Raw genomic sequence first — 23,607 nt, 5'->3', positions numbered from 1 at the left:
GAACGTGTTTTCCGGTAATGAGCGCGAGCGGCTTTAAGCGGACTTCGGCATCTTGGTGGCGCGCACGGCGTCGTCCAGTTCCTTGAAACTCGGACGGTCCGCCGTGAAGAGCACCTTGCGGCCGAACTCGACGGCGATGGTCGGCGCGTAGCCGTTCATCGACGCGAGCAACACGGACTTCACGCACTGGAACGGCTTGGCTTCGGCCGCGCCCTTTGCGTTGAGCAAGTCAGCGAGCGGTCCGAAGAAACCGTATGCGAGCAGAATGCCGAGGAAGGTTCCGACGAGCGCACCCGCGATCATCTCGCCGAGCACGGCGGGCGCGGCGCCGACCGAGCCCATGGTGTGCACCACGCCCATCACCGCCGCGACGATACCGAACGCCGGCAAGCCGTCCGCCATCTTCTGAATTGCGTTACCGGCAATGGCGCTTTCGGTGTGATGCGTTTCGAGTTCTTCGTCCATCAGGTCCTGCATTTCCATCGCGTTGACGTTGCCTGCGGACATCATGCGCAGATAGTCGACGATGAATTCGAGCAGATGATGATCGTTCATCACGTGTTCGTACTTCTGGAACACGGGGCTGGCTTCGGGAGCATCGACGTCGGCTTCGAGCGCCATCATCCCTTCCTTGCGGGCCTTTTGCAGCAGCTCATAGAGCAGCGCGATCAGCGCAAGGTATTTCTCTTTCGTGTAGGCGCCGCCCTTGAAGGCCTTCGGCAGACCTTGCAAGGTCTTCTTGAGCGTTGCGGTCGGATTCGACACGACGAACGCGCCGATTGCCGCCCCGAAAATACACAGCAACTCGAACGGCTGAACCAGCGCCGCCAGATGCCCGCCGACGCCGATAAAACTCCCGATCACCGAACCGATGACCACTACCCAACCGATAATGACAAACATGATCTCTCCGCAAGAAGTCAGGGCGTCGCGAGCACTGCGAGCTCGACATGAGACACGCACGGCACGCGAAACTTTATTGGCTTGTTGATGGCTTTTAACGGCGCGGACCACCCGAGATTTAGGGTTACGCGCGCAAAGATTTCTGCGCAATGGTTTGCGAGGTAAATGTTACGAGCGCATTCGACGCAACTTTGACCGGTCATTACGCGTGAGGTAATGGATCGCGGATGGACGAATCGACTAACATCGGCGGCATGAATTCGACTCTTGCGTTCGTTGCATCGAGTGTCGCGCCGCGCGCGACGGTCGGCGCGCTGTTGCGTGAATGGCGCCAGAAACGGCGCATGAGCCAGCTCGACCTGGCTGGCGACGCTGAGGTATCGACGCGTCATCTGAGTTTCATCGAATCAGGGCGATCGCTGCCGAGCCGCGAGATGCTCATGCGCCTGGCCGAGCAACTCGATGTGCCGCTGCGCGAGCGCAATACGCTTCTGATGGCGGCGGGTTATGCGCCGCTATATCGCGAACGCCCGTTCGCCGATCCGCAACTCGATGCCGCGCGCCGTGCCGTCGAACTCGTGCTCAAGGGACACGAGCCGTATCCGGCGTTGGCCGTCGATCGTCACTGGACGATGATTGCTGGCAACGCCGCCGTGGCGGCGCTGGTTGCGCTCGCGGCGGATGCGTCGCTACTCGCGCCGCCCGTGAACGTGCTGCGCTTGTCGCTGCATCCACAGGGCTTGGCTCACGCAATCGAGAACTGGCACGAATGGCGCGGGCATCTACTGGCGCGTGTGCGTCGGCAGATCGAGGTTTCTGGAGACGCCACGCTCGCCGCGCTGCTCGTGGAACTCGAGGCGTATCCAACGCCGCCGCATGCCGGTAAGGCGAGGAGTGCCGAACTCGATCCCGTGGTCGTGCCGCTGCGCCTTTTGACGCCGCACGGCACACTGTCGTTTCTGAGCACGACGACGGTATTCGGCACGCCGGTAGACATCACGCTATCCGAGTTGGCAATCGAGGCATTTTTTCCCGCCGACGAATTTACGGCTACTGCGCTCGCGGAGATGTCGTTGCGCTCACGGCCATCAGCTTACAAAATTGAACCTGACGACGCGGCGCGAATCAATGAATGAGCACGCGGCGTTTTAGCGAAGCGGCTAACCATGGCTTTTGTCCAACCAACGCGGAAGACAGCGATGATTCAAACATTCGAACAAGTAATCGGCGGGCAAAGCATGCAGTTCTGCGCGAGTATCGCGGACGGCGGCGGTCCCCGGCGCGTCATCATCAGCCGGGCGGATTCGGCGGAATCGCTCGTGATCGTGGAGGCGGGCGGCATTATCGGTGCCATCAAAGCGGAAGTCGAGGCGCCGGATACGTTCGTCGCGGATGCCGTGAAGCGGGCGCAGGAGGAAGGCTTGATCGAGCGCGCCCTGCAGACGGGTGCCGTGCAAACTACGAATTTGTAATTTTGGTTTAGACAGTAAACAACGCCCGCGCGGGGATGTTCGGTCGCGCGGGCGTTGTGCTTTCTGTGTTTGGAAGATAGTGCGAGCCAGACAGCGCGCTGCTTAGGCTCTCGGTCTGCCGTCTCTGCGGTCAGTTAGGCGTGACCTCGACCGGCGCCGGAATTCAGCGGAGCCGCGCGGTCCGTTTCACGAAAGCAGCGCCGCTCGAACAACGCGCGTGTTCAAAGGCGCGGCTGCCCATTCCTCGGATCGGCGGGAACGAGTGGCGTCGCTGAATCCGGGCCATCGGGCATGTCCGGATCATCGGGATTCGGCGCCGCGTCGGGGTCGAGCAGCTTGTCCGGGTCCGGTTCCATCGGCTCTTCGGGTGAGCGGGGCATCGTCGACATGATGGGGTGTTCTCCAGAGTATGCAGTTCGTGTGTGACCGGCACGGTTTCGTCGATGCCGGGCGTCCCTCATGCGTCTGCAACGCGCGTTCCCGAGTCTCGTCGCACTACTCCGTCGCCTGCCGAGCCGCGCTCACCGGGCGATTGCCACGCGCATCGCGCACGAGAAACCCGCTGAAGCAAGCGCAGACTAGAAGCGCGACGGATATGCCCGCCGACCAGCGCACCGCATCGACGATCTGCGCCGTTGCCGCGCCGCCTTCGCCATGTCCCGCGAGCGCGCCGAATGCCGCCACGCCGATTGCGCCCGCCGCCTGCCGCGCCGTATTCAATACTGCGGACGCCGTGCCCGCGCGCTCCTGACCGACCGTGCCGAGAAGCGCGGTGGTCATTGCCGGAACCGCGACGCCCATGCCGGTTGGAATCAGGAGGAACGGCACGATGAGCGCGAGCGTGGGCGTGTGGGCATCGACGAAAACGAGCGCCGCGAAACCGGCGGCGTCGATAAGCGCGCCGGCGATCATCGGCGCACGCGAGCCGAAACGCGCGACGACCGGTCCGCTCGCCAGATTCGACAGCAGAAAGCCGCCCGTCAGCGGCAGAAAAGCGAGACCGGTCTGCAAGGGCGTATGTCCGAGCACGCGCTGCAAGTACAGACTCAGCACGAACACCATCCCATAGTAGGTAAGATTCACGCCGATACCGAACACCACCGCCGCGCTGAAGGTGCGCTCCTTGAAGAGCGCGAGCGGAAGCATCGGCGAGCGTGTGCGGCCTTCGATCACGACGAACGACGCGCCCGCCAGCAACGCCAGCGCAACCCCGCCGAGCACGAGCGGATGCGTGAGTCCGAGCGGCCGCATCTCGATGACCGCGCCGACGAGCGCCGTGAGCGCGATCACGGCAAGCGCCTGACCGGGCAGGTCGATACCGCGCGCGCCGCGACCGCTTCCAGGTTGCGCGGGTGTTTCGCGGACCCACGCGAGCGTCGCCGCTATGCCCGCCGCACAGATCGGCACGTTGACCCAGAAGATGCTGCGCCAGCCGAACGCCGCGATCAGCACACCGCCGACGATCGGCCCGGCCGCGATCGAAATCGAGCCCGCAGCCGTCCACAGACCCACCGCGCGCGCGCGCAAACGCGGATCGTGACCGCAGGCTGCGTTGAGCAGCGCGAGCGAATTGGGCAGCATCGCCGCCGCGCCGATTCCTTGCAGCGCGCGGGCCGCGATCAACTGCGGGGCATCGCGCGAGAACGCGCACGCGAGCGACGCCAGCGCGAACAAGGCGAGCCCGCCCGCAAACAGCCGCCGCGCGCCGATGCGATCGCCGAGCGAGCCGGCGGAAAGCATCAGCGCGGAAAAGGCGAGCGCGTAGCTATCGATGGTCCATTGCAGACTCGCGACGTTCGCGTGCAGGTCGTGACCGATACTCGCCAGCGCCACATTGACGATGGATACATCGAGTTGCGAGACGACGAAGCCGACGCTGGTGGCGGCAACGATGAGCACCTGACGCGCGCTCAGGCGCGACGTTTTGGGATCGAGATCGAGGTTCGAGTTCATGCCCTCAATGCTAGACGCGGCGCACGCTCGATGTTTCAGGCACGGGTGAAACGTGGCGGTTCAAGGCGAAAAAAGCGCACTCACGGGGAGTGCGCGTTGCGTGATCGGATCAGGCCCGCCGTTCAGGCCTCGACCGCCGCTTCCCGGATAAACAGCGTAGTCACCGCGCCCACCGCGCACAGCGCGCAGACGTAGATCACGGGCGCCATCGGACTGGATTTCATCATCAGCGAAACGACGATCGGCGTGAGTCCGCCGAAAACGGCATAGGCGACGTTGTACGAAAACGAGATGCCCGAAAAGCGAATGGCGGGCGGAAACGCTTTCACCATGACGAACGGAATCGCGCCGATCACGCCAACCGTGAAGCCCGCGCACGCGTACCACGGCAAGAGCACGGACGTATCGAGCGAAACTTGCCGGAACAGCAGGTAATACGACACGCCGAGCGCAATCGCGCCGATGAAAATCGTCCTGCCCGCGCCGATGCGCCCCGCAATCGCGCCCGCCAGCACGCAACCGATGGTCAAGAACAGCGTCGCCACGCAATTGGCCGCGAGCACGGTCGCCGGCGCGATGTGGAATTGCTTCTGCACGAGCGTCGGCGTCATCAGAATGACCACGACGATAGCCGCGGAAAGCATCCACGTGAGCAGCATCGACACGATCACGGCGCGGCCATGATCCCGCAGCACGGCTTTGAGCGGAATCTCGGCGGCAAGCGACTTGCGCTTTTGCAGTTCGGCGAACACGGGCGTTTCATGCAGCCAGCGTCGCAGATACACCGAGCACAGCCCGAATAATCCGCCGAGCAGGAACGGCAGACGCCACGCGAAGTCCGCGACTTGCGCCGGCGCGAAGCTCTTGTTGATCGCGGTCGCGACCAGCGAACCGAGCAGAATGCCGGCCGTCAGTCCCGCCGTGAGCGTGCCGCACGCGTAGCCGACATGACGATTCGGCACGTGCTCCGACACGAAAACCCACGCGCCAGGCACTTCGCCGCCGACGGCCGCGCCTTGCATCACGCGAAAGAGGAGCAGCAGAACGGGCGCCATCATGCCAATCGAAGCGTAAGTGGGCAGCAGGCCCATCAGGAGCGTCGGCACCGACATCAGCAGCACGGAGAGCGTGAACATACGTTTGCGGCCGAGCAGATCGCCGAAATGCGCCATGACGATACCGCCCAGCGGCCGGGCAAGATAACCCGCCGCGAAGATGCCGAAAGTCTGCAGTTGCCGCAGCCAGTCAGGAATCGTGGCGGGAAAGAACAGCTGGCCGATCACCGGCGCGAAGAACACGAAAATGATGAAGTCGTAGAACTCGAGAGCGCCGCCAAGTGCGGCGAGGGTGAGCGTTTTATAGTCGCCGCGCGTGAGACGGCGGCCTGCGGCGCTCGTGGTGTCCGAGGCGCCGGGCAGAGGTGTTGCGTGCATCGAAAAAAGAACCCGTAAATGAAAAGAGCCGCGCACGTGTCGGGACGTGCCGCGCAAGAAGAGGCGTTGTCCTGCGGCTTTTCAAGACGCGCCGGGTGAGCGCGAATCAAGGACCGGATGATGAGCCCGACGGACGCATTGTCGTATCGCGCCCGGCGGCCGCGCTGCGCGAACGACTCGGAGTCGCGCGGCAGCGTTCCTTTGCGAGACATCGGTAAGAGCTCGCAAACGGGGACGTTCAAGCCAGACGCGCGATGTTACAGGATGAAAGGCCACCTCCGGCAGAACGGCCGATCTATTTTCGAGATGGTTGTGCGTGCGACACGGTGTCGAAATCGTCACATGCGTTGACAAATTCGGATGAGTCCGATGGGAAAGGGAAACAGGTCTGCCCAGAATGCCGCCTGTATTTACGTCAATCATTTCGCGAGTTGGCTCAAGCGGTACACGCTTTGAATTTTCTGTAACAAGCGGGATAACTGATCGAAACGCCGGGCCATCTTTGTTCTTCTCACTCACGTTCTTCTCCTTTATCCGCCGAACCGGAAAATGCGATCGGGTTGCTGACGTAATCGTTTATGGCGATCAGCACTTCGAGCAACTCAGGCGCTGCTGCTATCAAGCGAGCGTTGGCAGATTGCTGCCCGTGACCGTCGCCCGAATAGACTTCGGCGATAAGACAGTGGTGAACGGAATAAACAAATCCGGTCTCAACACTTGGATTCCACGGTCCAGGTGTATGTTTTGTTTTCACGTTCTTCTCCTTTATGGCGCGGGTGCGATACCGCGCCCGGTGGTCTTAGGCTTTCTCTCCGGTTGCCTTGGCGATGGCGGCGCGCGCTTCGGCAATGGCTTCCTTGGCCATTGCGCGCGCATCTTTGTCCGTGATGATCAGCAAGGTGCCTTGAAGCATCGAAACGGTCGTGCGCAGCGATGCAAGCAAATCGGGCGCGGCAGTGACGAGGCGCGCGTCCGGTCCTTCATAACCGCCGTTCGGGAAATACAGATCGGCGCAACCGTCGCGCTGAACTGATCCGCAGAGAACTTCCCCGCCGCGCGGCGCGTCGCTGCCGATACGACGATACGAGTTGCTGGTCCAAATCGACCATGGTCCAGGTGTGTGCTTCGTGCTCATGCTAGGCTTTCCTTTTTTGAATCGGAGGTACGCGATGTCTGACTCGGAATTTCAATACAAGGGATATTCGATCGGCGTGCAAGTCTTCCGCGACCCGCAAAATCGATGGAATTGGATCTACACGTTTGTGCCTATCAAATCCGATCCGGGAACAGAGAAGCGAGGAATGCATGACGTTGCCTCAAGGCCTACCGCAGACCGCGATACGACTATTGCCGAAGCGGAACAAGCAGCAAAAGAAGAGATTGATCGCTTGATCGCGTCAAACGAGAGGCGGATTTAGGTCTAAATGTCATAGCACTCAGTTCCCTGCAATACGCGTCGACTCCGGCTGCGAGTCGGTGCGCGAGATGAGTTCCTTCGGCTTGCGCTTGCACTCGAAGCCAGCGTCGCGCATTGCGTTGTAGATCTCTTCGTTTATCTGGCAACGAATCCCGACTGCCGATTCGAGCAGCGCATCGCGCGCGTCCGGATCAATCGTTGCCTGGCGAGCTTGCTCAGCGGCTGCTACTTCGAGCACACAAGATTTCTGGTCTTTGCTCGACCCAAATACGCCGGAGAAACCAGCGACTGCAAAGCCGCCTTGCGTCGTCTGCCCGCAGTTGAACTGCGAAAAACTCGACGCATAAGCACCGAGAACCGGCGAGGAAACATTACGTACCGTCTCGGTCGTGTGCTCCGGCGTCTGACTAAATTGGATGGAACCCTGAGCAACAGACTGCGACGTGCTCGTCTGTTGCGCGGTCGAAGTGCTCTGCGCGTGCGCATGGGCTGTTCCGAGAAATGCTACGATTGCAATGGCCGTGAGACTTGTTTTCATGGTGGCTCCTTCCTCGTGTGGAGTCAGGCCGTGGGTGTTCCTAGCACTCACGGCCTCTTCATTTGGGATTAGTACGCGTACGAACCGCTCAGACCGCTGTAACCGCCGGCCGAATAATCGACACCCGCGCCGCCCTTCGTAGCGCCGTACCCGTCGCCAGACGTGTAGCCGTTGCTCGCCGACGTCGTGTTGCTGCCGCCAACCGCGCCCGAGAACGAACCGCCGGCACCAATAGCGCCCACGCCGTTGTACGCATACGAGCCGACTGCGCCGACTCCCATTGCCGTGCCGCCAGCGGCGTAACCCGATGCCGCGCTGTTCGACGATTGCGTGCTGTATCCGTTGCCGTTCGAGCCGGACGAAGCCATCGATCCGCCCGAGAGCGTGACCGAGCTGCTAAAGCCGGCGCCGACGTTGAAGCTGTCGGTTGCGTGGGCGACGTTGAAGATCGATGCGACTGCGGCTGCTACGATTGCTTTGCGAAACATGTGAAACTCCTCGTGTAATGCGCGAGACCGTCGCGCTGCGGTTATGAATGTGTCCCGGATATAGCGCCGGGCCGCTCCCTGGGGTTGAAATTCAGTGCGACGCGGGCTGCTGAATCTGTACCGAATCGAGCCATTTCTGCCGCTTTTCCAACGTCGCGGCGCCGCGAACAAACAAAACTACGAGCACCGCGCCGACCGGCCAAGCGACTAGGAGTCCTATCGAGATTGCATGGAGCATGGTGAATTTTTCCGGGATCAGTTATCAGATGCAGCGCGTATGCGCGCAGCGTTCCATTTCAGCCTTGCGTTGAGACGTTTCAGAATCGATGGCCAGGAACACGGCCGCGACGATGAGGACGACGCCCCAGATCTTGAGGATGCTCATTTCCAGAGCGCTCCTGCCGGTGCAGCGACACAGAGGAACCAGACGCATGCGATGGCAATGGCATACAGGCTTCCGATTCCTACCGCTTTGATGAGGGTGTTGGCGTCCTGCAAGCGCTCGACATCGCGAAGCAGGTCGTTATCGTTGATTGCGCGTTCCATCGTCTATCCCCGTTCAGATGGTCATGAGCCAAAGACCACCCGCCGTCGCGAGGATGCCAACGACGAGACCGGCGCTTACTAATGCTGCGAGCTTTCCCATGTTCGTCTCCCGAGATCGGTGGGTGAGTGCATGGAATAGATATTACTAACGAGTAATCGACATGTCAATACCAAATGGTAATTTTCTTCGTTAGGATGGTAATGAGGCGATCGTTTTGCCTATATAGGTATGCCTATTTTTCTCTCAATCTTCCGTTGCAACGGTTGACATGTCTCTTTTTCGTCACTCGTTATGTCTATCGAGGCGCTAAGCGTCTCGATTTCGTGCAGCCGACGCATTTGTTCGCCATTTGGTAATGATTGTTGTGGGCGGTGCGTCGTGTGGCGCCAGAAGTTGACGGCGAAAAGGTAATTGACGTTGTATCTAGGCAACGTTCGCGGGGCTTATGGCAATAAAAAACCCGCCGAAGCGGGTCTGGTCGAAGTGAGATGTAATTCAGACAGATGGGGGCGCAGGTGCAATAACAGCCTTTATCCTTCCAGCCTCGACTTCTTCTCCGTCAATGTAAACGAGCATCTTTATCGTAGTCTCGGCCGCGAAGTTTACGGGGGAGACGATGAAGTTCAGGTTCACTGCGATCCTCTCTAGCGGTTCACTGTTTTCCTTTTTCTTTGCCATTTCAATGAACTGGCTGAGCGCCCCATCAGGTAGTCGCTCAGACATGCCGACCTCATCGCCGATCATCAACTTCGCCTCAATTTTCAGTGGAGGGTCGTTGCTGGGCCAGACTATCGTCGTTGCGCATCCTAATTTCGGAAGCAATGCTGGGAAGGCAGGAAACGCGATCTCGCCTGAATATAAACCGGCAAGAGTCGTTTTGTTGCCGACCTCGAAGCGAATGTCGTCACAGAACTGCGCAAAAACAAATTTATCGAATCTCATAGCTTCTTTATCGATACCTGCGCGTGCGACTTCGTTTCCGAAGAAACAAGTGGCCTCAACGCGTCAAGCCGCACACCCAACGCATCTGCAAGGGAGACCGCAGTTGAAAGCTTGATGGAAAGCTTGCCTGCCTCAATCTTTGCCAAGTGAGGCTGTGTTATGCCGGCCCGGTTAGCGAGCTGCATTTGCGACAGGCCCGACTGTAGGCGAATCTTTGCGACGCAGTTTTGATCAGGGTAAAGGTCATCCGCCAGCTCCCGGCGCGCCTCTGCAATACGCCTTGCGAAGTCAGGATTGGACTGCTCTCGCAAGGCGTTGTAAGTCGTCCGCGGCAACTTACCAGTGCGCGCAGATCGGCGCTCCGGTCCTTTCCGAACAGGCGTGAGCTCATTCGTCTTAGGGGACACGGCACCGACTGAACTTGAGGAGTTACTGACCAATACGCGGAAACCCGAGGTCGTCGTACTCGTCGAGGACGCGAATGCTAATACGGTGATCTCGCTCATAGTCGTAAAATTTCCTTTGGTCATAGTCGGGGGCGGTGCGTGGCTTTTTCCGGACTATCGCTAATACATGAAACTCTTCGTGCTCTGCGTCAAATGCGTATAACACCCTGTATTCCGACATTGGCCGAATCGGACGAAGGCGGTACATGTTATAGCCATCTTCGAGCATCCACTCAATCGCACACGAGTTGAAAAACGGTCGCTCGAATTGTCGCACCTGCTTGCGCTGCATCAATGCCCACATGGCGTCGTCGTTCGAGCCCAACTCATCGAGGAAAGCCTCGATTTTTATTGCCTGCTTCTCGCCCCATTCGGCTCGTATGAGGCGTAGGTCAGCGTGCAGATGGTTGCCGTCGTAAAGGTCAGGCACTATATCACACAGTATATAAATTCATTTATCGGTAGTTCAAGCCCGAACTTTAACTTTGCCCCAGCAATGTTCGCTACTGCACCAAACACGTCATAGACAGCGTCGTGCCACGTCGACAAATTTTGCGTACCCGTAAGGGAGGCGAGCATACATACTGACGGCGCCCGATCGGTTGTCGAGCAGGAGGTCGTACCCAGCAATGCCGCGCAGTGTAAGCGTGACGCCGTCCTTCGTCGGAATCGAAGTGATGGCATCAGCGCCGGCGTCTTGCCATCCTTGCTGAACACATCCGGCGTATTCGCTAGTCGGAAGAGCAGTCTTTCCGGTAAAAACAGGCGGCTTCGTTCTAACCTCGTCTGCGGTGGCGCACGCACCTAACGCTACGATCAAACCGATGAGCATCGTTTTTCGGAGCATGATCTCCTCGTCTAAAGATGCGGCGTTGGGCCGCTTTTCGACATCAGGTCAACGATGCAGATCAGTGCGACCAGAATGGTGCCAGCAGCAAACAAGCGGGAGACGCTTTTCTGGCCTTTGTCGACGACCAGCACTATCATGCGCGTGATGATGTATAGGCCCACCATGAGGCCGATGTCCGGGATCAAGGTTCTTCTCTCTTATTGGCGTACTTCTTTCAAGCTCGGCGATTTACATTGCGCCGCTAACGCCGACGACCCGCGCGATGATCTGCACATGAGCCGCTTCGTCAGCCGCAATGTCGACGTCCGGATAGCGCGTTTTATCAGCATTGTCTGAGCGAATACTCAGCCCGCCGCCTGGTTTCTTAAAAAGGCGCTTTACATATACTTCATTCTGATAAGCAAGCACGTAGACTTTGCCATCGACCAGCTCTGTCGCCTTGTAATTCAAGACTAAAGAGTCGCCGTCGATTATGCGCGGTTCCATGCTGGAGCCTTCTGCGACAATGGTCGCGGCGTTCTCTGCGTCCAAACCCAGACGCAAAAGCCAAGCTTTGCGAAATGCCTGCCGCTGTCCTTTCTCGTCGATTTCCCAAACGATCCGGCCATTGCCGGCGGACGCTTTCACTTCAAGCCTCGGGATCAAAACGTACTCTTCGCCTAGTTCTTGGTCGTTATCCCACCCGACGATGGGGCGGATGCTTACGGATGCTCTCCCATCCGTCAGACCATTTTTCACTGAAGTAGGCGCTTCATCAAGCCATCCGGAAGGAAGTTTTAATTTCTCCTCCAGCTTCCTTGCTTTTTTCTCTCCAAAGGACTTGTTCTTCAGAAGAGACGAAATCTCACCTTGATTCTCGTTGGTCTGGCGGACGAACTCGGCTTGCGAGCCGTACTGCTCTATCAGTTGCGCCAGGCGCGCGCGGCGATTGTCTATGACTGTCATGCCTATATTATTCGCGGACATTACCGTAAGGTAAATCTCCGAATGGTATTGACTTTCCATTACCGTCTAGTAATATAGAGGCATGGACAAGCTACGCACATACCTCAATTCGATGACTCCCGAGAAGCAGGAGGAGTTTGCCCGCGCCTGCGGAACGTCCTTGGGCTATCTACGCAAGGCGATCAGCGTTGCTCAGAAGTTCGATGTGCAGCTCTGCATCAACATCGAAGAGCACAGCTGCGGCGCGGTGCGTTGCGAGGATCTTCGTCCCAAGGTGCGTTGGTCGTTTCTCCGCAACACCGGCAAAGCAAAAATGGCGGCTACAGCATGAACGAAGCGCCGCTTACCGCTGCTGAGCAGAAAGAGGTCCGTGCGATGTTGCTTGATCTGGTTTCGAAAAACTTGCCGGAACCGTTTCTAGATGAGATGCGTAAGAAAGCGGTCCTGCAGATCCGCAAACTGAAAGCGGAGTCAGCAGGACCAGCCAAAGCAACGAGGTAGGCAACGCCGTAACTGCTGGTTCGAGTGTGGAGCTCACCAGTCTGTGGTTCGTAGTGCTAACGGCGTCGTGGTCAGCCGCGCCAGTTTTTGTGGTCATTTTTGTTACCCCGTTGAGTCTGTTTTATTTACCTACGACTCCACTGTAACTGATTGAATTTCAAGTAAATACGTCTGTCTGGAGAATGCCTTGAACATTGCTGATGCTGCGTACGCTGTCGCACATGACTATCCCGGTGGTGCCGAGTCGCTCGCGCCGCGCGTCGGAATGTCCGCGAACATCCTCCGCAACAAAGTCAATCCGAACAACACGACGCATCACCTCACGCTTGCTGAGGCCGTGCGTATGTCGCAGATCACCGGCGACTCGCGTATTGCAGAAGCCATCGCTCACGAACTCGGCTTCACGCTGGTCCAGACTCCGCGCGTCGAAGACTGCAATGACGCTGCCATCGTCGAATTGATGGGCGAGGCGTGGGCCACGCACGGCGACGTTGGCAAGGAAATCTGCAAGACGCTCGCCGACGGCCGCGTCGAAGAGAAGGAAGTCGAGCGCGTCGACAAGACCATCTTCAAACACGCCGCAGTTCTCTTCGGCATCAGCGCGCGCCTGCGCGGCATGGCGGAATGAGCATGAGCACCAGCCCTGACTTCATCCCCATGGCATTCCCCGACTTCATCACGACAGGCCGCATGTTCGACGGTCCGCTCACTGCCGAATGGCAAGAGCGCGATCGCGCGCAGCAGCCAAAGAAAATCTGCATCGCGTGCGGTGCAAAGCAAAACGCCGACGGTTCTTTGCCGTGCGGGCATGACAACGACCTGTGAGTCTTCAATGAACGCACTCGCTCTCAATGCTGTTCCGACCATGTCGAGTCTTGAAATCGCCAATCTTTGCGAGAAACGTCATTCGCATGTCATGGTCGATTGCCGCAAGCTCGCCGACTTCTACGGTCAAACTTACTCAGCCGAAAAAGCGGCTGAGCTTGTTCGTGGCAGCAGCTACGAGGATGCGAGTGGTCGCACTGTTCCCTGTTTCGCATTGACCCGCCAAGCGACGCTTGATCTGGTCACCGGATACAGCCTGGCGCATCGTCATGCCGTGAATAAGCGCTGGCAGGAACTCGAAGCGCGCGCAGCGCAACCTGCGATTGATCTGAACGACCCAGCTTTCTTGCGCGGCGCCCTGTTGCAATACACGGAGCGAGTGCTGACGCTCGAAGCCGCTGTCGCAGAGCAAGCGCCTGCCGTCGAGTTCGCCAAGGCCGTCCGCAACACGTCCGACACGATCACAATGAGCCAGATGGCTGCCGTGCTCGGCATCGGCCGCAATCGCTTCTACGCGCGCCTGCGTGCCGATCACATCCTGATGGCGGACAACCTCCCGTATCAGATCTACAAGGATCGCGGCCTCTTTCGCGTGATCGAAAGCGTATGGATCGACGAGGCGAAGGAACCGCATCCCACGTTCAAGACTGTCGTGACGGGCCGTGGTCAGGTCTATCTGCAGCGCAAATACAGTGCTGAGGTGACAGCGTGAGCGGCTACGCACACCAATGGGCGAAGCGTCAGCGCGTTGGCGATTCGTCGGCTAAGACGCTCCTGAAGACCTATGCGAATTGGGCTGCCGAAGACTATTCGACGTGGGTCACGAACGACGAGCTCGAACTGGACACCGAGCTGAACATCCAGACGATCCGCCGCGCGCGTAGCAAGCTAATTGAGCTCGGCTATTTGCTCGAGACGGACAAGCGCTTAGGCCGCACGCAGAGCATCATCATTTATCAGATGCTGGCTCCGATTGGCGCGACGATCGTGCAGAGCGTGGATCCGCGCAATGGCAAGACGATCTCGTTGAGCCCGCCGACGCTCGAAGAGTACGTCGCGAAGAGGGGTGAAAAAGCATCCCACTCCAAAGCCCGACGTTCTAAGGGGGGTGAAATTTCAAGCCCCTCCAATATTCAAGCCCCTACAAATCCCAACTCAAGCCCCTCCAAATCCCACGTTGAAGGGGGTGAAATTTCACCTGAAGCCCCTCCAAATTTCGACACCAAGATTGCATTAGTAGAGAAAGAGAAGAACCTAGATCAGAAACTGGCGCGACCTTCGTCGCGAGTTGCGTTGCATGAACAGCTTCGCAAGCTTGAACTGCCAGAACTCATCTCTGCAGACGTCTGGGGCATGTGGTGCGAGCACCGCGAAGCAAAGGAAAAGCAAGCCGACATTCCGTGGACGCACGTTGCCGCAGCTGTGTCGATCAAGAAGCTCGTGAAGCTCGCTGCCGCCGGCCAGACGCCTGAAGTCACGGTCGAGGAATCCGCGTTTCGCGGATGGACGGGGCTTTTCCTTCTGAAGCCGGAAAGCGGCGGCGCGGCTGCCAATAGCGGCGTGGCTATCGCTTCGGATTGGTGGAAGACGTCGACCGGCATCGAGACGCGCGGCAAGCAATTGGCCGTGGTGCAGCAGGCCACCGAAAACTTCTCACATTTTAAGGCGCGCGTGTTCAAGGCGGCCGGCCCTGGCGAATGGATGGAAGACATGCTGCGCACGGTCGGTCGTGAGAGCGAAGAGCGTTACGAGCAGCTCTACGCGTATTTCAACGACGTGCCGCGCGACAAGAACGGCAATCAGGAGGCTGCGTGACCAAGCGATCCGCTCCTTGGCCGATGTACGTGCCCGAGGGAACAAAGAACGTCGGCACGGCGCGCGTGCGCGAAGACCGAACGGTTGGCGCGAGCTACGCACAGCGCGAACTTATGCGCCGCACTGGAAACCAGCCCGCGAGCCAATTCGACGACATCGCCGCCGGATATGACCCGTTCGCGGATGCGCCGCTGATGCCGCCGCCGGCGAAGAAACGCCCGAAGTACCGCAACACCAAGTGCGAGCACAACGGCATCAAGTTCGACAGCGAGAAAGAGCGTTCGCGCTGGTTCCACCTTATCCAATTGCAAGCCGCCGGCCGCATCCGTGATCTGCGCTTGCAGGTCCCGTATGTCCTCACCGCTCGCAAGCAGCGCGACGACGGTTCATGGGAACGGGCATCGAAGTACGTCGCCGACTTCGTCTATTTCGACGTCGATGCCGACAAGGAAGTCGTCGAAGACGTGAAGTCTGTCGCGACGCGTAAGAACCGCACCTACATCCAGAAGCGTAAGCAGATGCTCGCGGTGCACAACATCTCCGTGAAGGAAATCTGATGGGCACGACCAAGAAACCGCGCAAGCGCTATATGCCGAAGTCGAAGCGGACCGACATCATCTCGTTCATCTCGAACGGATCTGAGCCACTCGATGCCAATACGCGCACGTCGATCCTAACTGCGGTGCATGCTGCCGCGTTCTCGCTGTCGCGCGGCACGAACGAGAAGGACGCCTGGCATACGGTGACGAACGCTCTCAACATTGCCCAGATCCTTTGCGAGGACGCTGGCAATCGCGAGATCGGCATCAACGTGATCTTCGCCGCCCAGAACGCCATGATCGAGTGCGCTGAGAACTTCAACACTCGCGCGCGGCTCGTGTTCGGCACGGGTGGCTTGCCTGCGGTGAACGCTGGCATCGAGTTGTTCGAGCAGCTGCTGGAGACGGTCACGAAGCTGCAATACACCCGTGCGAACGGCGAATCGCTGCGCCGCGTCGAGTCGCGTCAGGTCGTTCGCGTGAAGCGTGGCGCGTTGACAAAGCGCTTCGAGCTGGAGGCTGCGTAATGGGCGGCAAGCGTTGGAGCGACGAGGAAAAGGCTGTGCTGCGCGAGATCTACGACGCTGAAGCATGCCTTTCCGAAAACATGCATCGGCTTCCAGGCCGCACATTTCACTCTGCCAAGTCGAAGGCATCGAAGTACGGGATGGCTATCGCTAATGAGCGGTTTTGGAGCGAAGAAGAAAAGGCCATTCTCGCCAAGATCTGGCGCGGCAAACAGTCCATCAAGGTCGGCTTGAAGCAGTTGCCTGGCCGTTCGTACGACTCCGCGCGCGCCGAAGCGCAACGCCTTGGCCTGACCTACCGAAAGAAGAAGCTCGGGCGCACCGGCTATTCGCATCTCGAAAGCGTCGTTGCTGCGATTCTCGAAGAAGGGATTCCGTTGACGATCAAGGAGATGGTCGAGCGCACCGGACATTCGTTTCACGGTATCGAGACGGTGCTTCGCCGCCGCCACGGCAGAGCGTTTCACATTGCAGGCTATCAGCGCATGAGCCAGTACGGAAATCTGACTGCGCGTTGGATGGTCGGTAAAGCCGATGACGCAGTGAAGCCGCCGCGCAAATCGGCCAGTCAAGCCTGCCGTGAGTGGCGCTTCCGTCAGCAACTGAAGCGGCACGGCCACAACCCGTTTTCAACCATCGCCCAACAGGTGGCCTCATGAAGCTCTATATCGCCGGCCCGATGTCGGGCTATCCGGAACTGAATTTCCCCGCGTTCCACGCGGAAGCGGCGCGTCTTCGTGCCTTGGGCTTCCGCGTAATCAGCCCTGCGGAAATCGATGTTGGCCCGAATCCTGATTGGCTGTCGTGCATGCGTGCGGACATCAAGCAGCTCGTCGACTGCGACGGCATCGCGCTGCTGCCGGGCTGGGAAAACTCGCCTGGCGCCACGCTTGAGCACGCGATTGCTCGCGGGCTTCGCATGACGGTGTATCCCGCACGGTGTCTTGTCGGTCTGTCGGGCGATATACCGGTTCTCGACGTGTCAGTGCTCGGCGTTATCAACGCGCCGGTCGCGGTGCAATTGTGAAGCGCACTCCGATTCAGCGCCTACGTGCTGGCGCTCAGTTTGATGAGCAGCCCGACAGCGTATCCGGCTACTGGCGCGGGCATCACGTTTGGGTCCAGCGAGATGACGCTGAGAGCGCATGGTACATCCGCGTCAATCATCCCGACGGCGGCTACCTCTATGACGGGTACTGGCGCGACAGCGAAGGCAAAGATGGCTCGGATGCGATTGCCGAGGCCTTTGCCGGAGCGGAATTGTTGGAGAGCAAACAGTGAAGCGCTCATCTATCCAGCGCAAGACGCCGATGAAGCGCCCTGCGTGGCCGCTTGCCGATCGGGCGACCGCACTGCGCCGCTCGGCGATTAAGAAGCGCTCGCGCAAACCGAAGGCAGGCGACGACAAGCGTATGCGCGACGCGTGTCGCGGTGAGCCCTGCTTCATGCGGCTGCCGGGCATATGCAAAAGCCATCCGGACACCACGGTCCCGGCGCATCGAAACGAGGGCAAGGGCATGGGTCTGAAGACTCCCGATGTCTACACCGTCCCAGCGTGCCCGGCGTGCCATTTTGAATATGACCAAGGAAAGCGTTTCGAACGCGAACACAAACGCGGTTTTTGGAATGGAGCATACGAGCGTTGGAATCCAGTGCGTGCCGCAAAGCTGGGTATGAAAAAGGACGAAGCAGCATGAACACGATGCAGCCCAAGAAGTTGACGGTGCGGATAATCCCGTTCACTCAAGTGCGTCTCACGCTCGCCGATGGGTGGCAGAAGTTGCATAAGCGCGGCACCGTCATCGCTGGCGCAGCGTTCACCGCGCTCGCCGGCGCCGGACCGCTCATCGCTCAGGCGTGGTCCGGCATGCCGCACGAGCTGCGCGACGTCATTCCGCAGAACGTCCAGCAGTGGATTGCATACACGCTCTTCGGTCTGAGCTTCATCGCGATCCGCTATACGTCGCTGCACCGCGTCCCGACAGACAGCGAGGCTCAAAGATGAGCTTGCTTGACGCTGTTCTCGCGCTATTCAAGCCTAAGCAGCAGGGCGGCGGCTATCAGCCTTCGCCAACACCTGAGCCGCTTCCTCTGCCACCTGCGCCTGCGGCATCGTTGTCGTCCAAGCTGCCGACGATGACGCCGCAGAACGAGATGGTTCTCGTCGACGAGTTGCGGCGCGACGAGGGCGTGCGATACACGCGGTACCTCGACTCGAAGGGTATTCCGACGACTGGAGTCGGGCACAACCTGCTAGCGAAGCCGCTGCCGGCCGGGTGGACTTATCCGCTATCGGACAGACAGGTCGATCAGCTGCTCGAAGACGATCTCGACGACGTGTACGTCGACCTGGACCGTAACCTGTCGTGGTGGCGCGCGCTCGATGACGTGCGGCAGCGAGTCATCGCGAACATGTGTTTCAACATGGGTATCGGCCGTCTGCTCGGATTCACGAACATGCTCGCGGCGACGCGCACGGCGAACTATTCGACGGCCGCGCTCGAGATGCTCGATTCGAAGTGGGCGACGGATGTTGGAGTCGGCACTGCCGCCAAGCCGGGCCGCGCGCTGCGCCTCGCCAACATGATGAGGGACGGGAAATGATCGAACTCGTGATGAAACTTGGGCCGTGGATCTTCGCTGGCCTGATGGGCGCGTGGGCACTCTTCACGCACATGAACGCCAAGGTGAAGGTCGCCGATACGAAGCAGCAGGCGCAATCGGCCGTGGCGGCCGCCAAGGCACAGCAGCAAGTTGCCGAAGACAACCTCGATGCCCGCGAAATGGCAGACGCTCAAGCTGACGCCGATGCGTCGAAGACTGCGGCCACCGCCGCGCAGGAGAGAACCGATGTGGAAAACAGTCAGAGTCGTCTTGACGATGCCGATGCTCGCGCTGATCTTCTCAAGCTGCTCCACGGCTCCAGCGCAGACAACCCCGGTGCAGGTCAAGGAAGTGCCGGGACCGACCCGGGTCGTGGATAACTCCTGCCTGTATTTCAAGCCCGAGACGCCGACCGATGCAGATGTGCAGGCCATGTCGAGAGGCTTTCTCGACCAGGTGAGCGCGAACTTGAAAATGGGAATCGCCCATTGCGGCTGGCAGATCGGTACATCCTCGCGGTAGACAGACTGGCTCGATCAAAGGCGCACGATCGATCTATATGCAGTCCAGCCGCCGGCGAAGAAGGACGCGAACGAACCGACTCCCAACGCGATCGACGCCCATTGAAGAGCCATTCCCCATTTCATCCAATAGGGCGCAGGGTTTTGCTCGGCGGCATTTGCGTAGCAAGCCTGGGATAAATATCTAGCAGCCGTCGACACGCCAGACAATCCTGCACCAATCATGAAAATGAAAAGGGCGCCCCCGACTGATGTCAACAGCGTCGTTCTCACTGGTTCGCGTAAGTTGGTAAGCGCGTTGCCAACGAAAGCTAGCATCGCAACAGCGGCGCCTCCGTTTAGCAAGGTAGCGGATTTAAGAGCTGTTTGGCCTGCCTCAACCACCGCTTTGAACATCTCTACAGTCATGCCTGACCGAGCGACTAGCTGGGTTTTCCAAATCTCCAACTGATGCTGCGCCTGGGCCTCCGAGATCGGAGCATTACTAGACTCTCGTTCCTGAGTCGTTTTAAGCAAACCGTCGAGGTACATCTGCATATTCTGCACCGGAATTGCTGAGTTTCCGGTTTGCGCAAATTCATCAACAGCAGCCTTGATCTGTCCGACCACCTCAGAAGCTTTCATCGTCATGCTCTGAAAAGTTATCTGTTCTTAACGGAGAAACTTGTACGCTATCGTCATGCCCTGTCGCACGCACCCAGAACGCACAACCATATTCGGGCCGCGCCGTCACTTGCGTTCCTCCGCCGCGCACGCAGACCGTCACAGTCGCGCCCGCTCAGGACCTATATCGCGGAAGCTGATCAGTTCGTCGAGTGCTGCGCCGATAGAATTCGATAAGCGACTATCTGCGCAATGATCTGATGCCCTAAGTCATTCGGATGGATTTCATCGGCAGTTATATCGATGGGGTTGAGCTGGCCAGATTGCTCTTCCGGGTACACGGCCTCACGCAACGCAACCATGGGAAGATTTAGCTCTTTACCTATCGGGATCTGGTTGTCTTCCGAGTTGCTCCCGTCTCTCGCCATCGTGAACAGCATAATCACAGCAGGATGGCTTGGTGCGTTCATGATTGTCTGCGCAAGTTGCCTGTAGCTCTCTTGAAAGTCGGGCGTTGGCGCATCGTTATTCGCAAACTCGATTATCACGAAATCGGGGTTGTATTGGAGCAGGTCGCGCTGAACTCGCTGGTTTCCGTACTTAGAATTCGTCTTGCCAATTCCTGCATTGATCAGCGTCACTTGGCTTTGCGGAAAGGACGCTTGCCACCAGCCGAATACCCGGCCGACGTATGTATTCTGGGCAGTCGTTGCCCAGGCTCCTTGCGTGATTGATCCTCCGATAGCACCAATCACAATGGGCTGCCCAGATTGCGCTTTCGCAAGCACAGCCTTCAGGCGAGAATCATCGCCATATTGGACGATGGACCGAGCAAGCACTTTGCCATCAACGATGCATGCAGGAGAGGCGGTTGGGTCACTGATAAAGCACGGAGAATTACTGACCTGAGTGGCCTGCGCAGATGTTTTGCTGTCCACTCCCGATCCTCCGCCGCCTCCACATCCAGCGCATGCAATCAATGTCATCCCGGCCAAGGACGCGATGATACCTTTCATAATTTTTCCGTTCATTATTTTCCCCAGACGAATTTTAGCAGCGGTCATCCCCGCTATCTAAGCGGCTGTTCAAAACCGCCAGTAAGTGATTGATTCCATTAGGACGAGTCAGGCCGTTTTCAGCCCTGTTTTGGGGGCTGCATTTTGGCCTGAAGTCCTTGCTGTTATTGGGTTTGAAGGCGATTCGCGGGCCGTATCGCTTCGACTCGCGTCAGCAAGCCGTCACGGTGCGCGGCCGTCCGGTGCAGTTGAGCGGCACGCAATTCCGCCTCGCCCAGTTGTTCTTCTCGAATATCGGTCGCGTGCTGTCGCGCGATCATATTTTCGCGATGGTCTGGGGTCGCGAGTTCCGCGAAACCACGCGCACTATCGACAGTCACGTGTCGCGTCTGCGTCTGGCGCTGGAAATCGAGCCGGTCAATCACTTCCGCCTGCAGCCGGTGTACAAGAGCGGTTATCGCCTGTTGCATCTGTATGGCGATGGCGAGGAAACCGGCGACGAGCGGGTCGAACCCGAGCATGCCCGTATTGCTGCCTAAAAGCACCAAGTAAAAATGCCGTCGCGAGACGGCATTTTTGCGTTTGCCTTGAAAGACTCTCGCTTTCACATATTGGATTCCGTCGCGAGACGGCATCGCTGTGATGGGCGAAATCAGAACCGCGGCAATTCAGGCCGCGTTTCGATACTTTGCCGGATCAGCGCTTCGATCTCCTTGCGTTCGTCGCCGGCAAGCGGAAGTCGCGGCGGGCGTACCGGCTCCGTGCCAAGGCCGACGATCGTTTCCGCGAGCTTGATGTTCTGCACGAGCTTGTGCGACACGTCGAGCGCGAGCAGTGGCGCGAACCAGCGGTAAATCGCGCGCGCTTCCTCCATGCGTCCCGCCTGCAAAAGCTTGTAGATCGCCACGGTCTCGCGCGGAAACGCGCACACGAGGCCAGCCACCCAACCGTGCGCGCCCATCAGCATGGCTTCCATTGCCAGATTGTCGACGCCGCAAAAGAGCGCATAGCGGTCGCCGACTTCGTTGATCAGGTCGGTAATACGCCGTACGTCGCCGCTGGACTCCTTGATCGCCGCGAATTTGCTGTCTTCGGCCAGTTCCGCGAACATGCGCGGCGTGACATCGACGCCATACGCGAGCGGATTGTTGTAGACCATGATCGGCAGCGGACTTGCATCCGCGACCATGCGGAAATGGTTGAGCGTCTCGCGCCGATCCGACATATAACGCAGACCCGGCAGCACCATGTAGCCTTTCGCGCCCCGGCTCGCCGCGCGCGCCGCCTGGCGGCAGCCGTCGAGCGTGCTGTTTTCCGCGATGGTCAGCAGTACCGGCACGCGTTCGCGCGCCGCGTCCACGGCGATATCGAGCACGTCGAGCTTTTCGTCGAGCGAAAGCGTCGAAGCTTCGCCGAGCGAGCCGCACACGATGATGCCGTCCACGCCAGCCTCGATCTGCGCTTCGATGTTCTTCTTCGTCCACGCGCGGTCTATGCTGAAATCGGCGTTGAACTTGGTGGTGACGGCGGGCATCACGCCTCCCCAGATATGCGACACGGCGGCTCTCCGAAAATGTTTGAACGCTGTGCAGTTTAAGCACGGCAAAACAGGGCGTCTTGCGCGTTTCGCGCGCGGTGCGTGCCGATTTCGGCACAGCGCGCGCGGGCTCCGGCGAGCGTCATCGGGCGAGTACGGGTTATGCCGATATCGTCATCGAAATCGCGTAGCCGCTCCAAGACGCCTGCCGCGCGCATTTTTAGGATAGGCGGCATGAAAACCATCGACATCATCGATTCGCATACGGGCGGCGAGCCGACCCGCCTCGTCACCGCGGGCGGTCCGGACTTGGGCGACGGCACACTCGCGCAACGGCTGGAGACGTTTCGCACGCGTTTCGACGACTGGCGCCGCGCCATCGTCACCGAGCCGCGCGGCTCCGACGTCATGGTCGGCGCGCTTCTCTGCGCGCCCGACGACCCCACCGCGACTGCGGGCGTCGTCTTCTTCAACAACGTCGGCTATCTCGGCATGTGCGGGCACGGGACCATCGGGCTCGTGGCGTCGCTGGCGCATGCGGGACGGATAGCGGCGGGGCGGCATCGTATCGATACGCCCGTCGGTCCCGTCGATGCCACGCTCAATCCGAACGGCAGCGTCAGCGTGCGCAATGTGCCGGCATACCGGCATCGGCGCGCGGTGACGGTGGATGTGCCTGGCTACGGTCCGCTCACGGGCGATGTCGCGTGGGGCGGCAACTGGTTCTTCCTCGTCGCGGACCACGGACGCACGCTCGACGGCGCGCGTATCGCGGAGTTGACGGCATTTTCCGATGCGATTCGCGAAGCGCTGCAGGCGCAGGGCATAACGGGCGCGGCGGGAGCGTACATCGACCATATCGAACTGTTCGCGGATTCGCCTTCGACGGGCATCGACAGCCGCAGCTTCGTGCTGTGCCCAGGCAGCGCGTACGACCGGTCGCCGTGCGGCACCGGCACGAGCGCGAAGCTCGCGTGTCTCGCGGCGGACGGATTGCTCGCGCCGGGCGAAATCTGGCGGCAGGAAAGCATCATCGGCAGCGTGTTCGAGGCGAGTTACGAGCACGCGCAAGGCGAGATCGTGCCGACGATCACCGGCTTTGCGCACGTCATGGGCGAAGGGCGGCTCGTGTTCGACGAGCGCGATCCGTTCGCGCGCGGCATTCCGGCGAGCGTTGCCGCGTGA

At 59.4% G+C, this 23,607-nt stretch carries 37 protein-coding genes and 1 pseudogene; 20 read left to right on the top strand and 18 right to left on the bottom strand.

The window, feature by feature from the left end:
- Window positions 1-33 precede the first annotated feature (33 nt).
- Window positions 34-903, bottom strand: a complete 870-nt coding sequence (gene motA / locus LDZ28_RS18585) for a flagellar motor stator protein MotA (protein ID WP_244828477.1) — start codon at window positions 901-903, stop codon at window positions 34-36.
- A 254-nt stretch (window positions 904-1,157) separates the two neighbouring features.
- Here motA and LDZ28_RS18580 point away from each other — a divergent pair, with 254 nt between their 5' ends.
- Both LDZ28_RS18580 and LDZ28_RS18575 read left to right on the top strand, forming a co-directional pair.
- Entirely contained in the window at window positions 1,158-2,039 is an 882-nt protein-coding gene (locus LDZ28_RS18580; RefSeq protein WP_370652215.1) for a helix-turn-helix domain-containing protein, read from the top strand.
- Window positions 2,040-2,102: 63 nt separating this feature from the next.
- Window positions 2,103-2,375 (top strand): hypothetical protein, encoded by a 273-nt coding sequence (locus LDZ28_RS18575; RefSeq protein ID WP_244828475.1) that lies wholly within the window; start codon window positions 2,103-2,105, stop codon window positions 2,373-2,375.
- A gap of 221 nt (window positions 2,376-2,596) precedes the next feature.
- Here LDZ28_RS18575 and LDZ28_RS18570 read toward each other — a convergent pair whose 3' ends face one another.
- The 5 genes from LDZ28_RS18570 to LDZ28_RS18550 all read right to left on the bottom strand — a co-directional run bounded on the left by LDZ28_RS18570 (window position 2,597) and on the right by LDZ28_RS18550 (window position 6,896).
- Window positions 2,597-2,764 (bottom strand): hypothetical protein, encoded by a 168-nt coding sequence (locus LDZ28_RS18570; RefSeq protein ID WP_244828474.1) that lies wholly within the window; start codon window positions 2,762-2,764, stop codon window positions 2,597-2,599.
- 106 nt (window positions 2,765-2,870) lie between these two features.
- Entirely contained in the window at window positions 2,871-4,328 is a 1,458-nt protein-coding gene (locus LDZ28_RS18565) for an MFS transporter (RefSeq protein WP_244828473.1), read from the bottom strand.
- 122 nt (window positions 4,329-4,450) lie between these two features.
- A complete protein-coding gene (locus LDZ28_RS18560) occupies window positions 4,451-5,761 on the bottom strand; it encodes an MFS transporter (RefSeq protein WP_244828472.1) in 1,311 nt (436 codons plus the stop codon).
- Window positions 5,762-6,272: 511 nt separating this feature from the next.
- Complete coding sequence (locus tag LDZ28_RS18555; protein ID WP_244828471.1) at window positions 6,273-6,515, bottom strand: hypothetical protein; 243 nt, start codon at window positions 6,513-6,515, stop codon at window positions 6,273-6,275.
- Window positions 6,516-6,560: 45 nt separating this feature from the next.
- Window positions 6,561-6,896: a hypothetical protein gene (locus LDZ28_RS18550; protein ID WP_244828470.1), complete on the bottom strand. Its 336-nt coding sequence runs from the start codon at window positions 6,894-6,896 to the stop codon at window positions 6,561-6,563.
- Window positions 6,897-6,930: 34 nt separating this feature from the next.
- On the opposite strand from LDZ28_RS18550, the gene LDZ28_RS18545 reads away from it, so the two are divergent.
- Complete coding sequence (locus LDZ28_RS18545) at window positions 6,931-7,179, top strand: hypothetical protein (RefSeq protein ID WP_244828469.1); 249 nt, start codon at window positions 6,931-6,933, stop codon at window positions 7,177-7,179.
- A gap of 18 nt (window positions 7,180-7,197) precedes the next feature.
- Here LDZ28_RS18545 and LDZ28_RS18540 read toward each other — a convergent pair whose 3' ends face one another.
- From LDZ28_RS18540 to LDZ28_RS18510, 9 genes are all read right to left on the bottom strand, one after another.
- Window positions 7,198-7,767 carry a hypothetical protein gene (locus LDZ28_RS18540; protein ID WP_244828468.1) on the bottom strand — a complete coding sequence of 190 codons (570 nt, stop codon included), beginning with the start codon at window positions 7,765-7,767 and terminating at the stop codon, window positions 7,198-7,200.
- Window positions 7,768-7,784: 17 nt separating this feature from the next.
- A complete protein-coding gene (locus LDZ28_RS18535) occupies window positions 7,785-8,204 on the bottom strand; it encodes a hypothetical protein (RefSeq protein WP_244828467.1) in 420 nt (139 codons plus the stop codon).
- A gap of 262 nt (window positions 8,205-8,466) precedes the next feature.
- Window positions 8,467-8,589: a hypothetical protein gene (locus LDZ28_RS32680; RefSeq protein ID WP_255784610.1), complete on the bottom strand. Its 123-nt coding sequence runs from the start codon at window positions 8,587-8,589 to the stop codon at window positions 8,467-8,469.
- Window positions 8,586-8,750, bottom strand: a complete 165-nt coding sequence (locus LDZ28_RS18530) for a hypothetical protein (protein ID WP_244828466.1) — start codon at window positions 8,748-8,750, stop codon at window positions 8,586-8,588. The genes LDZ28_RS32680 and LDZ28_RS18530 overlap by 4 nt, the downstream gene beginning before the upstream one ends.
- 496 nt (window positions 8,751-9,246) lie before the next feature.
- Window positions 9,247-9,693 (bottom strand): hypothetical protein, encoded by a 447-nt coding sequence (locus tag LDZ28_RS18525; RefSeq protein WP_244828465.1) that lies wholly within the window; start codon window positions 9,691-9,693, stop codon window positions 9,247-9,249.
- Window positions 9,690-9,878: a helix-turn-helix domain-containing protein gene (locus LDZ28_RS32870; protein ID WP_370652214.1), complete on the bottom strand. Its 189-nt coding sequence runs from the start codon at window positions 9,876-9,878 to the stop codon at window positions 9,690-9,692. The genes LDZ28_RS18525 and LDZ28_RS32870 overlap by 4 nt, the downstream gene beginning before the upstream one ends.
- A gap of 244 nt (window positions 9,879-10,122) precedes the next feature.
- Entirely contained in the window at window positions 10,123-10,569 is a 447-nt protein-coding gene (locus LDZ28_RS18520) for a hypothetical protein (RefSeq protein WP_244828463.1), read from the bottom strand.
- A gap of 428 nt (window positions 10,570-10,997) precedes the next feature.
- Window positions 10,998-11,174, bottom strand: a complete 177-nt coding sequence (locus LDZ28_RS18515) for a hypothetical protein (protein WP_244828462.1) — start codon at window positions 11,172-11,174, stop codon at window positions 10,998-11,000.
- Window positions 11,175-11,217: 43 nt separating this feature from the next.
- Window positions 11,218-11,934 carry a S24 family peptidase gene (locus LDZ28_RS18510; RefSeq protein WP_244828461.1) on the bottom strand — a complete coding sequence of 239 codons (717 nt, stop codon included), beginning with the start codon at window positions 11,932-11,934 and terminating at the stop codon, window positions 11,218-11,220.
- Between the two features lie 82 nt (window positions 11,935-12,016).
- Here LDZ28_RS18510 and LDZ28_RS18505 point away from each other — a divergent pair, with 82 nt between their 5' ends.
- The 15 genes from LDZ28_RS18505 (at window position 12,017) to LDZ28_RS18435 (ending at window position 19,125) form a co-directional block, all read left to right on the top strand.
- Entirely contained in the window at window positions 12,017-12,265 is a 249-nt protein-coding gene (locus LDZ28_RS18505; protein WP_244828459.1) for a YdaS family helix-turn-helix protein, read from the top strand.
- Window positions 12,262-12,435 (top strand): hypothetical protein, encoded by a 174-nt coding sequence (locus LDZ28_RS18500; protein WP_244828458.1) that lies wholly within the window; start codon window positions 12,262-12,264, stop codon window positions 12,433-12,435. Before LDZ28_RS18505 ends, LDZ28_RS18500 begins: the two co-directional genes overlap by 4 nt.
- A 187-nt stretch (window positions 12,436-12,622) precedes the next feature.
- On the top strand, window positions 12,623-13,063 hold the full coding sequence (locus tag LDZ28_RS18495) for a phage regulatory CII family protein (protein ID WP_244828457.1): 441 nt from the start codon (window positions 12,623-12,625) through the stop codon (window positions 13,061-13,063).
- 2 nt (window positions 13,064-13,065) lie between these two features.
- A complete protein-coding gene (locus LDZ28_RS18490) occupies window positions 13,066-13,260 on the top strand; it encodes a hypothetical protein (protein ID WP_244828455.1) in 195 nt (64 codons plus the stop codon).
- Complete coding sequence (locus tag LDZ28_RS18485) at window positions 13,205-13,972, top strand: phage regulatory protein/antirepressor Ant (RefSeq protein WP_244828453.1); 768 nt, start codon at window positions 13,205-13,207, stop codon at window positions 13,970-13,972. Before LDZ28_RS18490 ends, LDZ28_RS18485 begins: the two co-directional genes overlap by 56 nt.
- Window positions 13,969-15,075, top strand: coding sequence for a hypothetical protein (locus LDZ28_RS18480; RefSeq protein WP_244828451.1), 1,107 nt, complete (start codon window positions 13,969-13,971; stop codon window positions 15,073-15,075). The genes LDZ28_RS18485 and LDZ28_RS18480 overlap by 4 nt, the downstream gene beginning before the upstream one ends.
- Window positions 15,072-15,632, top strand: a complete 561-nt coding sequence (locus LDZ28_RS18475) for a DUF1064 domain-containing protein (RefSeq protein ID WP_244828448.1) — start codon at window positions 15,072-15,074, stop codon at window positions 15,630-15,632. The genes LDZ28_RS18480 and LDZ28_RS18475 overlap by 4 nt, the downstream gene beginning before the upstream one ends.
- Window positions 15,632-16,141 carry a hypothetical protein gene (locus LDZ28_RS18470; RefSeq protein ID WP_244828447.1) on the top strand — a complete coding sequence of 170 codons (510 nt, stop codon included), beginning with the start codon at window positions 15,632-15,634 and terminating at the stop codon, window positions 16,139-16,141. Before LDZ28_RS18475 ends, LDZ28_RS18470 begins: the two co-directional genes overlap by 1 nt.
- Window positions 16,141-16,800, top strand: coding sequence for a hypothetical protein (locus LDZ28_RS18465; RefSeq protein WP_244828445.1), 660 nt, complete (start codon window positions 16,141-16,143; stop codon window positions 16,798-16,800). Before LDZ28_RS18470 ends, LDZ28_RS18465 begins: the two co-directional genes overlap by 1 nt.
- The gene (locus LDZ28_RS18460) at window positions 16,797-17,168 is read left to right on the top strand and encodes a DUF4406 domain-containing protein (protein ID WP_244828443.1); all 372 of its coding nucleotides are present in this window, start codon (window positions 16,797-16,799) and stop codon (window positions 17,166-17,168) included. The genes LDZ28_RS18465 and LDZ28_RS18460 overlap by 4 nt, the downstream gene beginning before the upstream one ends.
- On the top strand, window positions 17,165-17,422 hold the full coding sequence (locus LDZ28_RS18455) for a hypothetical protein (protein ID WP_244828442.1): 258 nt from the start codon (window positions 17,165-17,167) through the stop codon (window positions 17,420-17,422). Before LDZ28_RS18460 ends, LDZ28_RS18455 begins: the two co-directional genes overlap by 4 nt.
- Window positions 17,419-17,838 (top strand): nuclease domain-containing protein, encoded by a 420-nt coding sequence (locus LDZ28_RS18450; protein ID WP_244828441.1) that lies wholly within the window; start codon window positions 17,419-17,421, stop codon window positions 17,836-17,838. The genes LDZ28_RS18455 and LDZ28_RS18450 overlap by 4 nt, the downstream gene beginning before the upstream one ends.
- Window positions 17,835-18,146, top strand: coding sequence for a hypothetical protein (locus LDZ28_RS18445; RefSeq protein ID WP_244828440.1), 312 nt, complete (start codon window positions 17,835-17,837; stop codon window positions 18,144-18,146). The genes LDZ28_RS18450 and LDZ28_RS18445 overlap by 4 nt, the downstream gene beginning before the upstream one ends.
- Complete coding sequence (locus LDZ28_RS18440) at window positions 18,143-18,745, top strand: hypothetical protein (protein ID WP_244828439.1); 603 nt, start codon at window positions 18,143-18,145, stop codon at window positions 18,743-18,745. Before LDZ28_RS18445 ends, LDZ28_RS18440 begins: the two co-directional genes overlap by 4 nt.
- Window positions 18,742-19,125 (top strand): hypothetical protein, encoded by a 384-nt coding sequence (locus LDZ28_RS18435; protein WP_244828438.1) that lies wholly within the window; start codon window positions 18,742-18,744, stop codon window positions 19,123-19,125. The genes LDZ28_RS18440 and LDZ28_RS18435 overlap by 4 nt, the downstream gene beginning before the upstream one ends.
- A 156-nt stretch (window positions 19,126-19,281) precedes the next feature.
- Here LDZ28_RS18435 and LDZ28_RS18430 read toward each other — a convergent pair whose 3' ends face one another.
- Together LDZ28_RS18430 and LDZ28_RS18425 are read right to left on the bottom strand one after the other, a co-directional pair.
- Window positions 19,282-19,890, bottom strand: coding sequence for a hypothetical protein (locus LDZ28_RS18430; RefSeq protein ID WP_244828437.1), 609 nt, complete (start codon window positions 19,888-19,890; stop codon window positions 19,282-19,284).
- Window positions 19,891-20,069: 179 nt separating this feature from the next.
- Entirely contained in the window at window positions 20,070-20,933 is an 864-nt protein-coding gene (locus LDZ28_RS18425; RefSeq protein ID WP_244828436.1) for an SGNH/GDSL hydrolase family protein, read from the bottom strand.
- A gap of 140 nt (window positions 20,934-21,073) precedes the next feature.
- Here LDZ28_RS18425 and LDZ28_RS18420 point away from each other — a divergent pair.
- A pseudogene (locus LDZ28_RS18420) lies at window positions 21,074-21,424 on the top strand (winged helix-turn-helix domain-containing protein); the annotation flags it as partial.
- A 113-nt stretch (window positions 21,425-21,537) separates the two neighbouring features.
- Here the strand turns inward: LDZ28_RS18420 and LDZ28_RS18415 are convergent.
- Window positions 21,538-22,443 (bottom strand): dihydrodipicolinate synthase family protein, encoded by a 906-nt coding sequence (locus LDZ28_RS18415; RefSeq protein WP_244828435.1) that lies wholly within the window; start codon window positions 22,441-22,443, stop codon window positions 21,538-21,540.
- Window positions 22,444-22,656: 213 nt separating this feature from the next.
- Here LDZ28_RS18415 and LDZ28_RS18410 point away from each other — a divergent pair, with 213 nt between their 5' ends.
- Window positions 22,657-23,607, top strand: a complete 951-nt coding sequence (locus LDZ28_RS18410) for a 4-hydroxyproline epimerase (protein WP_284507785.1) — start codon at window positions 22,657-22,659, stop codon at window positions 23,605-23,607.

The sequence above is a fragment of the Caballeronia sp. TF1N1 genome (assembly GCF_022878925.1).
Lineage (GTDB): Bacteria > Pseudomonadota > Gammaproteobacteria > Burkholderiales > Burkholderiaceae > Caballeronia.
Note: the sequence above shows the minus strand (reverse complement) of the source record. Positions and strands in the feature narration are given on the sequence as shown.

Bases quoted from the DNA above. Each gene is read 5' to 3' on its own strand.
- LDZ28_RS18575 (WP_244828475.1), top strand. From the start codon at position 2,103: ATGATTCAAACATTCGAACAAGTAATCGGCGGGCAAAGCATGCAGTTC.
- LDZ28_RS18425 (WP_244828436.1), bottom strand. From the start codon at position 20,933: ATGACCGCTGCTAAAATTCGTCTGGGGAAAATAATGAACGGAAAAATT.
- LDZ28_RS18430 (WP_244828437.1), bottom strand. From the start codon at position 19,890: ATGAAAGCTTCTGAGGTGGTCGGACAGATCAAGGCTGCTGTTGATGAA.
- motA (WP_244828477.1), bottom strand. From the start codon at position 903: ATGTTTGTCATTATCGGTTGGGTAGTGGTCATCGGTTCGGTGATCGGG.
- LDZ28_RS18445 (WP_244828440.1), top strand. From the start codon at position 17,835: ATGAACACGATGCAGCCCAAGAAGTTGACGGTGCGGATAATCCCGTTC.
- LDZ28_RS18580 (WP_370652215.1), top strand. From the start codon at position 1,158: ATGAATTCGACTCTTGCGTTCGTTGCATCGAGTGTCGCGCCGCGCGCG.
- LDZ28_RS18470 (WP_244828447.1), top strand. From the start codon at position 15,632: ATGGGCACGACCAAGAAACCGCGCAAGCGCTATATGCCGAAGTCGAAG.
- LDZ28_RS18545 (WP_244828469.1), top strand. From the start codon at position 6,931: ATGTCTGACTCGGAATTTCAATACAAGGGATATTCGATCGGCGTGCAA.
- LDZ28_RS18535 (WP_244828467.1), bottom strand. From the start codon at position 8,204: ATGTTTCGCAAAGCAATCGTAGCAGCCGCAGTCGCATCGATCTTCAAC.
- LDZ28_RS18440 (WP_244828439.1), top strand. From the start codon at position 18,143: ATGAGCTTGCTTGACGCTGTTCTCGCGCTATTCAAGCCTAAGCAGCAG.
- LDZ28_RS18550 (WP_244828470.1), bottom strand. From the start codon at position 6,896: ATGAGCACGAAGCACACACCTGGACCATGGTCGATTTGGACCAGCAAC.
- LDZ28_RS32680 (WP_255784610.1), bottom strand. From the start codon at position 8,589: ATGAGCATCCTCAAGATCTGGGGCGTCGTCCTCATCGTCGCGGCCGTG.
- LDZ28_RS18465 (WP_244828445.1), top strand. From the start codon at position 16,141: ATGGGCGGCAAGCGTTGGAGCGACGAGGAAAAGGCTGTGCTGCGCGAG.
- LDZ28_RS32870 (WP_370652214.1), bottom strand. From the start codon at position 9,878: ATGCAGCTCGCTAACCGGGCCGGCATAACACAGCCTCACTTGGCAAAG.
- LDZ28_RS18500 (WP_244828458.1), top strand. From the start codon at position 12,262: ATGAACGAAGCGCCGCTTACCGCTGCTGAGCAGAAAGAGGTCCGTGCG.
- LDZ28_RS18565 (WP_244828473.1), bottom strand. From the start codon at position 4,328: ATGAACTCGAACCTCGATCTCGATCCCAAAACGTCGCGCCTGAGCGCG.
- LDZ28_RS18435 (WP_244828438.1), top strand. From the start codon at position 18,742: ATGATCGAACTCGTGATGAAACTTGGGCCGTGGATCTTCGCTGGCCTG.
- LDZ28_RS18505 (WP_244828459.1), top strand. From the start codon at position 12,017: ATGGACAAGCTACGCACATACCTCAATTCGATGACTCCCGAGAAGCAG.
- LDZ28_RS18560 (WP_244828472.1), bottom strand. From the start codon at position 5,761: ATGCACGCAACACCTCTGCCCGGCGCCTCGGACACCACGAGCGCCGCA.
- LDZ28_RS18410 (WP_284507785.1), top strand. From the start codon at position 22,657: ATGAAAACCATCGACATCATCGATTCGCATACGGGCGGCGAGCCGACC.
- LDZ28_RS18570 (WP_244828474.1), bottom strand. From the start codon at position 2,764: ATGTCGACGATGCCCCGCTCACCCGAAGAGCCGATGGAACCGGACCCG.
- LDZ28_RS18490 (WP_244828455.1), top strand. From the start codon at position 13,066: ATGAGCACCAGCCCTGACTTCATCCCCATGGCATTCCCCGACTTCATC.
- LDZ28_RS18530 (WP_244828466.1), bottom strand. From the start codon at position 8,750: ATGGAACGCGCAATCAACGATAACGACCTGCTTCGCGATGTCGAGCGC.
- LDZ28_RS18460 (WP_244828443.1), top strand. From the start codon at position 16,797: ATGAAGCTCTATATCGCCGGCCCGATGTCGGGCTATCCGGAACTGAAT.
- LDZ28_RS18525 (WP_244828465.1), bottom strand. From the start codon at position 9,693: ATGAGATTCGATAAATTTGTTTTTGCGCAGTTCTGTGACGACATTCGC.
- LDZ28_RS18510 (WP_244828461.1), bottom strand. From the start codon at position 11,934: ATGACAGTCATAGACAATCGCCGCGCGCGCCTGGCGCAACTGATAGAG.